The 8,206-nt window shown below is 60.2% G+C and carries 6 protein-coding genes and 1 pseudogene; 4 read left to right on the top strand and 3 right to left on the bottom strand.

Going from position 1 to position 8,206, the window contains the following annotated elements:
• Positions 1–741: 741 nt before the first annotated feature.
• Positions 742–2,082: a trypsin-like peptidase domain-containing protein gene (locus tag B0G73_RS39725; RefSeq protein WP_106286474.1), complete on the top strand. Its 1,341-nt coding sequence runs from the start codon at positions 742–744 to the stop codon at positions 2,080–2,082.
• A 364-nt stretch (positions 2,083–2,446) separates the two neighbouring features.
• Here B0G73_RS39725 and B0G73_RS39720 read toward each other — a convergent pair whose 3' ends face one another.
• From B0G73_RS39720 to B0G73_RS39710, 3 genes are all read right to left on the bottom strand, one after another.
• The gene (locus tag B0G73_RS39720) at positions 2,447–3,817 is read right to left on the bottom strand and encodes an FAD-binding oxidoreductase (RefSeq protein WP_106286473.1); all 1,371 of its coding nucleotides are present in this window, start codon (positions 3,815–3,817) and stop codon (positions 2,447–2,449) included.
• Positions 3,818–4,222: 405 nt separating this feature from the next.
• Positions 4,223–5,650: an alpha,alpha-trehalose-phosphate synthase (UDP-forming) gene (gene otsA / locus B0G73_RS39715; RefSeq protein ID WP_106286472.1), complete on the bottom strand. Its 1,428-nt coding sequence runs from the start codon at positions 5,648–5,650 to the stop codon at positions 4,223–4,225.
• 106 nt (positions 5,651–5,756) lie between these two features.
• Entirely contained in the window at positions 5,757–5,921 is a 165-nt protein-coding gene (locus B0G73_RS39710; RefSeq protein ID WP_106286471.1) for a zinc ribbon domain-containing protein, read from the bottom strand.
• A gap of 236 nt (positions 5,922–6,157) precedes the next feature.
• Between B0G73_RS39710 and B0G73_RS39705 the strand changes: the two genes are divergently transcribed.
• The 3 genes and pseudogenes from B0G73_RS39705 to B0G73_RS39690 form a co-directional block, all read left to right on the top strand.
• Positions 6,158–6,643 (top strand): adenosine-specific kinase, encoded by a 486-nt coding sequence (locus tag B0G73_RS39705; protein WP_106286470.1) that lies wholly within the window; start codon positions 6,158–6,160, stop codon positions 6,641–6,643.
• A gap of 353 nt (positions 6,644–6,996) precedes the next feature.
• Positions 6,997–7,626 carry an HAD domain-containing protein gene (locus B0G73_RS39700; protein ID WP_181196780.1) on the top strand — a complete coding sequence of 210 codons (630 nt, stop codon included), beginning with the start codon at positions 6,997–6,999 and terminating at the stop codon, positions 7,624–7,626.
• Between the two features lie 313 nt (positions 7,627–7,939).
• Positions 7,940–8,047: pseudogene (locus B0G73_RS39690) on the top strand (LysE family translocator); the annotation flags it as partial.
• Between the last annotated feature and the right edge of the window lie 159 nt (positions 8,048–8,206).

Here is an 8,206-nt window from a genome sequence, read left to right as displayed (position 1 = left end):
TTCCTGAATGAGCGCAACCGCGAACTCGTGCCCCGGGTGGAGGCCGTCATTCGGGATATGCGGGCAAGCGGGGAGTTGCAGGCGCTTCGATCGCAAATTACTCACCGCATGCTGAATGGAGCGGCTCAAGGTGCGCCTTCGGTAGATCGGTGATCAGCTGCGTTCCTAGACGAGTATCACCGCATGAAACGCGGGCCGACGACAACCCTTTGACGCACGCCAGGATTTGTACTCGCTGCAATTTGCTCGCTGCTTCCCTATAAATAAAAGAAGACGAGCGAGCAAACCGTTCGCGTCCTGATGGCCCGTTGCTGGCAAACATGCTGCAGCCGAATCTCAAGTCGACTTTGATCCATCGAAGTTCATGTATCGGGTCGATCGTATCCCTGCGCGCGAGCGCAATGGAACGCGCTCGGCGCTATCAGACGCGCGAAATAATTTCTTCACAGTGCAAGGCACCATGGGAGGTGCGCTGTGTTTAACCATACCAAATCGACCCACTCAACTCTGTCTCGCATCTGGTTTTACACCGCCGTAACAACGGCATGTCTGACCGGTTGTTCCTGCGCGGACGCGGCCGCAGTCGTCACTTCTCCGGCAGCCGCTTCCGCGGTTGCTCCTGCATCGGCACCACCACCGGCGCCCGCCACCGCGCGAGCGAAGGAAATACGCGCCGCAACCGGCAGCACGCCCGCGCCAATCGACTTTCCCGCGATCGTCGATCGTTATGGGCCGGCTGTTGTGAATATCCGCGTGACAGTGCCGGTGAATGCGCCCGCGAGCGCGACGCCCGCTTTGGGTCCCAGCGCCGAAGCGGTCGACGGTGACGATCCGATCTTCTCGTTCTTCAAGCAGGCCTTGCCACAATCGCAAAACGGCCTGGGCGCCACGCCGCGGGTGATGTCCGGCGTCGGATCGGGCTTCATCGTGAGCCCGAACGGTCTCATTCTGACGACGGCGCATGTCGTCGATCAGTCGGATGACGTGACCGTGCGCCTGACCGATCGGCGCGAGTTCAAGGCAAAAATCGTGGCTGTCGATACGCAAAGCGACATCGCCGTGATCCAGATCGACGCGACGAAGCTGCCTACCGTCAAGCTCGGCGATTCGGCGCGCGTGCGCGTCGGCGAACAGGTGCTGACGATCGGTTCGCCAGACAGCTATCAGAACACGGTCACGGCGGGCATCGTCAGCGCGACGTCGCGCACGCTCGCCGATGGCAGCACGTTCCCGTTCTTCCAGACGGACGTGTCGCTGAACCCCGACAACTCGGGCGGCCCTGTGTTCAACCGCGCGGGCGAAGTGGTCGGCATCGACGTGCAGGTGTATGCCGATAGCGATCGCCTGCAGAGCCTGACGTTCGCAATCCCGATCAATATGGCGAACAAGGTGCGCTCACAGTTGCAGGGTGAGCAAGCCCAGCAGGGCCAGCCAAGCGCTCAAGACAATGCGCGCAGCAATCTGGGCATTCAGGTAGAGGACGTCGATATGAATCTGGCGAGCGCGTTCGGCCTGCCGCGCGCGGCGGGCGCGCTGGTGACGTCGGTCGACCCGGGCAGTCCGGCGGCGGCGAGCAATCTGAAAGCGGGCGACGTGATCGTGCAACTCGCCGACAAGCCTATCGACCACGCGGCCGATCTAACCGGACAGAACCCGGCGTTGCAGACCGGAACGAAAGTCCCGCTGAAGCTGATCCGCGATCACAAGCCGATGACGGTGATGGTGAATGTCGGGCCAGCGTCGCAAGAGGCGAACGCAGGTGCGGGCGGGGTTGCAGGCCCAAGCTCTGACGCAGGCTCGCGGCAGTTTCACGCGCTCGATCATCTTGGCCTCACGATGCATTCTTTGACCGACCAGGAGCGGCGCAGCATGGATCTTCCTCAAGGCCTGATGGTCGACGACGTGTCGGGGACAGCGGCCGCTGCCGGCATCAAGCCGGGCGATGTTGTGCTGTCGTTGAACGGCACGCTGGTCGCGTCGCAGGATGAACTGGCATCGCTTGCGGCAAGGGCTGGCAAGAAGGCAGCGTTGCTGATCCAGCGCAATCACGCACGAAGCTTCGTCACGGTCGACCTCAAATAAAAACCGGAGTGCGAGAGCGGCTAATCGGTACACGATTCCCGCCTCGCATGCCGACGCGGCGAACACATGTCGCTAACGCCCCGGGTGAAGGACGATCACGACCGATCGCAGACCGGGCCTATTCGCACAGCGTGTCTCAACCTTCTGCACAGTCAATGGAGTGCGGGGAACGTGAACCCCGCGGAGTTCGGTTAGCTCCGATTTGATTCACGCATCGCGCTGATCAGGTTCGCGCGACGTGGACGCTCTTCAAACGTGCGCGGCCCAAACAAGTCACCCGGCAACGACGACGGCAATGTTTGCAGCGTGATCGCGCTGAACACCACCACGCGGCGCGGGCGCGCGAGGCCGCGCGCATAAATTTTCACGCTTTCGGTTTAATGTTCTGGTTGACTCGGAACAGGTTATCGGGATCGTACTTCGCCTTGATCGACGCAAGGCGCGTGTAGTTCTCGCCGTAGCTTAGTTCGACTCGGTTCTCGGCCTCGTCGGCGTCCAGGAAATTGACGTAGGCGCCTTCCAGATTGAACGGGTGGATAGCCCCCCAGTAGGCACGGCCCCAGGTCTTAAGCGCCTCGGCGTCCTTGGGATCCGGGCTGACCGCGGCAATTACCATCGAAAAAGACGCGTCCCGCGCGCTCCACGGCGTGGCATCCCTGGGGATCCGCCGAACGGCGCCGTCGATGGGGTAAAGATGCATCAGGCAGAACGGGGTCGGTGCCTTGAGCGCGTTAGCGATGTGCACGTCGATCGCCTCGTCAGGCAGCGCCTTCACAAAGTCGCCCTTCCAGTACCACTGCAAGCCTTTGGGGAAAAACGGGTCGAACAGACTGTTGATGGCAGTCCACGGCATCTCGCCCATCCAGTTGAACAGCGGGACGGGCAGTTTCTCGAGCAGCGAGGCCATGAGTTTCTGACCTTCTGCGATCGGCCCGTTGAAGGCACCGATCAGGGCACAGGCGCGTTTGTTCCAGTGCTCCTTAGGGAAGGGATCGGTTGGAGGCACGGTTTTGAGGCCGACAAACAGGCCAAGCTCTTCGGGGGCGTGTGGGATGAAGTCGCGGTACGTCGCCATAACTTGCCTGGCATCCTTGGCGTCCCAGAAGATCGGACCGGCGAACACCATTCTGGCTGGGTGGGCCTGAAATAGAAAACTTGTGACCACGCCGAAGTTACCGCCGCCGCCGCGCACAGCCCAGAAGAGGTCAACGTGCTTGTCCTTGTTAGCGGTGACGAAAGAGCCGTCGGCCAGCACTACATCCACCTCCAGCAAATTGTCGACTGTGAGGCCGTGCTTGCGCGTGAGGTAGCCGGTTCCTCCGCCCAGGGTCAGACCTGCGACGCCCGTGCTGCCGACGATGCCGAGCGGTACGGCGAGGCCAAAAGCGTGGGTCGCGTGATCGACATCCGCTGCAGTGCAGCCTGGTTCGACACGCACGGTGCGGCTCGCTGGGTCGACGCGCACGCTGCGCATCTGCGACAGGTCGATGACCAGGCCACCGTCGCAACTGCCCAAACCGGGACCGTTGTGTCCGCCTCCGCGGATTGCGAGAAGCAGTTTGTTTTCGCGCGCGTAGTTGACCGCCGACATGACATCGGCGGCATCGGTGCAGCGGGCTATCGCCTTGGGCCGCTTATCGATCATGCCGTTGTAGAGCGCTCGCGCCTCGTCGTAGTCCTTGTCTGACGGACCGATCAGCCTTCCGCGAAATCCCTGAATCGCAAACTCATCCATGACGCCGCCTCCTTGAATAGTTGGTCCATCGCGCACAGGCGCGATGAAGCGCTGCCGTCTTAAGAAGCCTCGCACCGAACTTTCGTTCGCGAGGCTGGCCTCGCACCCCACCTGATGAAAAGAATAGTGCTCCGACGCCATTGCGGGAAGGGCCTTTCCGATTGACGACACTGACAGCAGAACGAGCGAGCAACGAGTCGAATGAAACTCGACCAAGCGGCGGTGGCTCTTTAGTTCAGCAGAAAAAAAGGGGCGCGTCCAACCGGAGGACTTGACCGGCCAGACGGCATGAAAGCGTCCAGCGCAGCCTCAAATGGTCATTTGAATGGCCGGCATCGGGAATTCCGAAAGTCCCTTAACGGTCGGGAGTGTGAATTCGCTGATGCACGAGCCTGCCGACCGTGCTCAGCCAGATAGATGGTGCATACCGCTCGCCGCCTCTTCTTGCTGCCCGCAATCTTCCAACGCTTGCAGAAATGTCGAACTCCACCAGTGCACATCGAACTTGCGGATTCGCTGAAGAAGCGCTTCATGCCGGTTAATCCGTTCATCGAGCGACATCGTTAGCGCCCGCTGGATGGCCTGCGCCGTGCCTTGCGTGTCGTAGGGATTGACCAGCAGCGCTTCCTTCAATTGCTCCGCGGCTCCGGCAAAGCGCGAGAGCACCAGCATGCCCGGGTCGGCGGAGTCCTGTGCGGCGATGAACTCTTTCGCGACCAGATTCATGCCGTCCCGCAACGGCGTAACGAGCGCAACTCGACTCGCGCGATAGAGACCCGGCAGACGCTTTCGGGCCACGTTGCGATGAATGTAGCGCACCGGCATCCAGTCCAGTTCACCGAAGTCGCCATTGATCGCCCCGCACAGGCTATCCATCTGACGCCGCAGATCGTCGTAGGCGTCGACGTCCTCGCGGCTAGGGGAGGCGATCTGGATCAGCGTCGCACTATCGCGGTTTTCCGGGTAGAAGGTCAGCAGCTCGCGGAAAGCATGGACACGTTGCGGTAATCCCTTCGAGTAGTCCAACCGGTCGACGCCCACCAGCAGACGCCGCCGCGAATACTCCTCGCGCATCCGGACGAACATGTCGCGCCCTTCCTTCGAGTCGGCAAGACGAATGAAGTCGTCGACGTCGATACCGATGGGGTACGCGCCGACCCTCAACGTTCGATTGAATGCCCGAAGACGATCCGGGCTCAACTGTTGTGCCTGCGCTTCCGATTCGACGTAGTGAGTGAAATGCGTCAGGTCGGCTTTGCTTTGAAAGCCCACCAGATCGTAGGCAAAGAGCGAGCGCATGAGCCATTCGTGTTCCGGAATCGCGGCCATGATTAGCGGCGGCGGCATCGGAATATGCAGGAAGAAGCCGATGCGGTTGTTACATCCCATGGCTCGCAACTCGGCCGCGAGCGGGATCAAATGATAGTCATGAACCCAGATGAGATCGTCAGGCTTCAATAGCGACAGCAGCTTGTGCGCGAATAACTGGTTGACCCTCCGATAGCCTGCAGCGAATCGTGTGTCGAAATTGGCCAGGTCCAGCCGGTAGTGGAATACCGGCCATAAGACATTGTTGGCGTAACCCAGGTAATACGTATCGTGATCTTCCCGGCTTAAATCAAGTGTCGCGAGGGTGACGTTGCCCGCCGTTTGAACATGAACTTCGCCCCGGCCGACTGTTGCACCATCCGCCGCTTCGCAGATCTTGCCACTCCAGCCAAACCAGAGCCCACCGGTCTGTAGCAGGCTGTCCTTTACCGCTACGGCGAGTCCGCCGGCTGCAGGCTTGCGAGGATCGGCAGTGCGATTTGAAACGACGACTAGACGACTCATGGGGTCCTTGTGCTGTTGCGCCCACGTGGCACCCACCGTCCGGACGCCAGGGGAGCGCCGACAGTGAATCATCCGCTCCATGGACGAGTTGACGCGAACCAAGATTTCAGCTCTTTTTCGACGTCTTGGCGATAAATGGCGTGGGTACGTGCTGACACGTCTCGCTTCCGCACTTCGGGCAACTCGGATGGGCGCTCTCGTGTTCGGCGAGATGTTCAGCGTGCTCGAACAAATGGCCACACTTCTCGCAACGATATTGGTACGTTGGCATGTGCACTTCTCCAACACGAATCCACCTGGCAGGCCTGATACGACTCACCAGCACTGCCCGGTACTGTGAGAAATCCATTCTAGTGCACGAATGCACAGGCATGCGTCTCCGGTTCGTACTAGGCTTGATTATGGCCAAGACGCTCGCTGTCCGGCGAGACGTGATGAACCAACATCCGCCTGCTGGCCAAAACCGCCTCTGCGCAGTGTTCCTGGCGGCACAGAACGAGGTCAGATATGCAACTGCTTACGGTAACTATCGTCAAACCTGAAGCGACGAACTTCATCCTGGGGCAAAGCCACTTCATCAAGTCTGTCGAGGATCTGCACGAGGCAATGGTCGGTACCGTTCCGGGTATCAAGTTTGGTTTGGCCTTTTGTGAAGCGTCAGGTAAGCGTCTTGTGCGCCGGTCTGGCACCGACGCCGGCTTGGTCGAGTTGGCGTGCCAGAATGCCACGGCCATCGGCGCGGGCCACAGTTTCGTGATTTTTCTCGGCGACGGCTTTTACCCAGTCAATATTCTGAATGCGATAAAAACCGTGCCGGAGGTATGCCGGATATTCTGTGCGACAGCGAATCCCACGCAGATTCTGGTTGCCGAGACGGAGCAAGGGCGCGGCATCGTGGGGGTGGTTGACGGGTTCCCGCCGCTCGGCGTGGAAAACGAGGAGGACGTTCAATGGCGTAAGGATATGTTACGCGCTATCGGTTACAAAGTGTAGGTGTTGTGGCTCTCCTCGCGCGACTTGCGTGCCCATCGAACCATGGAACATTTACGCCGGCGGCCCGGCACCCTGTGGCCAGCCATGACGGACGTCTATGATCATCCGAGTGTCAACGCTGCTCAGGCCCGAGACCTACGTTTCATCGCATGTGAGCCCACCATGGGGTAAGGTCGGTTGACGTACAACGGACTCTCAGCGCGAGTCTGGCCATCCTGTCGGTCGATGGGGTTTGATTTGTTACGCGTTTAACGCTGATTGAACAAGCCCATGGAGCTGCATTGGACCCGGGCGCGATCCGGTCGAGCTTTATTGCCCTGCTGGCGAGCCGTCGTAAAAGGAGATCATTCTCCATGGAAGAACGCGCTGGTCCCATCGACTCTCTCCGAAACCATAACCTTGCGATTTTCACCTGGTACGCTAAGTGCGGGATGCTGACAGGACTGCCGGGCCCCGCTTATACCGTTCCACCACCGCGCCGGATGGGCGGTCGTGTCCTTTATCTCGATCTGGACGGTTGCCTGCATCCAGACGCCGTATACGAAAAGGGCTCGGGGCCGATTATTTTTGGCTATCCGGATCACAGTCTTTTCGAGCATGCGCGGCTGCTTGAGGACGCGCTGACCCCGTATCCGCGTGTGCGCATCGTGCTCAGCGCGTCATGGGTGCGGCGTTACCGTGGAAGCATTCGTCGCGTGTCGCGCGGTTTGACTCCGGCATTGAGGGAACGGGTTGTCGGCGCGACCTTTCACAGTCGGATGGACCTCAGCGTATTCGGCGACGCACCGCGGGGTTTTCGGGTGTGGTCCGATGTGCTTCGCCGCAAGCCGGAGGCATGGCTTGCGCTCGACGATGACGTCGAGAACTGGCCGCGCTGGTGTGAAGACCGTCTGGCGCGAACAGACCCGATCCTCGGGATCAGTGCACCGCGGGCGCCGGCGGAGTTGAAAGAGAAACTGTATGAAATGGACGGGCGCAGGTGATCGGATGGGACGCTTTCGCGCGCGTACGAACTCTATTAACCTTCAAACGCGTTATCGCGAATCTGAGATGAGCCAACAGGTACCCGAAGATTTTCCTCGAAACGTCACGCCAGCGTCGCTGCCGGGCGCTCATCCGAAGCTCGCTGGGCGGCTTATTGACGGCAAGTTCGTCGTTGGCCTGACGGAAGAAGAACGATTCGAGCGGTGGGATATATGTGAAGATCTCGCACAGCAACTGATTGGAGTCGCGCGCAAAGAGGCATCGAAGTATCCAGAGCATTCTCGCGACGTGACACTGGAGCGTGTGTGTGTTCTATCGCACTCGGCGATTGCGACGGCGTATCGTCGCGTGAAGACTTGGATCGACCGCGCATGTGGAGGCCTCATTATCGCGCTGGGTATCCGGCAGGCATTTCGTTAGCAAAGCGCTCGATGGAGCCTATCTGAACGGCCGCTTTGCGCGCGGGCGACCGTCCCTTGTGGGTGTGCGCCGTGAAAAGGCGGCGTTTTCCAGCGGGTGCAAGCCCCGCCCGGCAACCGCTCCAGCCGGAAGCAACTGGAGCAGTCATGGAGGTAACGA

This window comes from Paraburkholderia sp. BL25I1N1, from assembly GCF_003002025.1.
Lineage (GTDB): Bacteria > Pseudomonadota > Gammaproteobacteria > Burkholderiales > Burkholderiaceae > Paraburkholderia.
The sequence above is the reverse complement of the archived record's forward strand: the minus strand, read 5'-3'. Positions and strand labels throughout refer to the sequence as shown.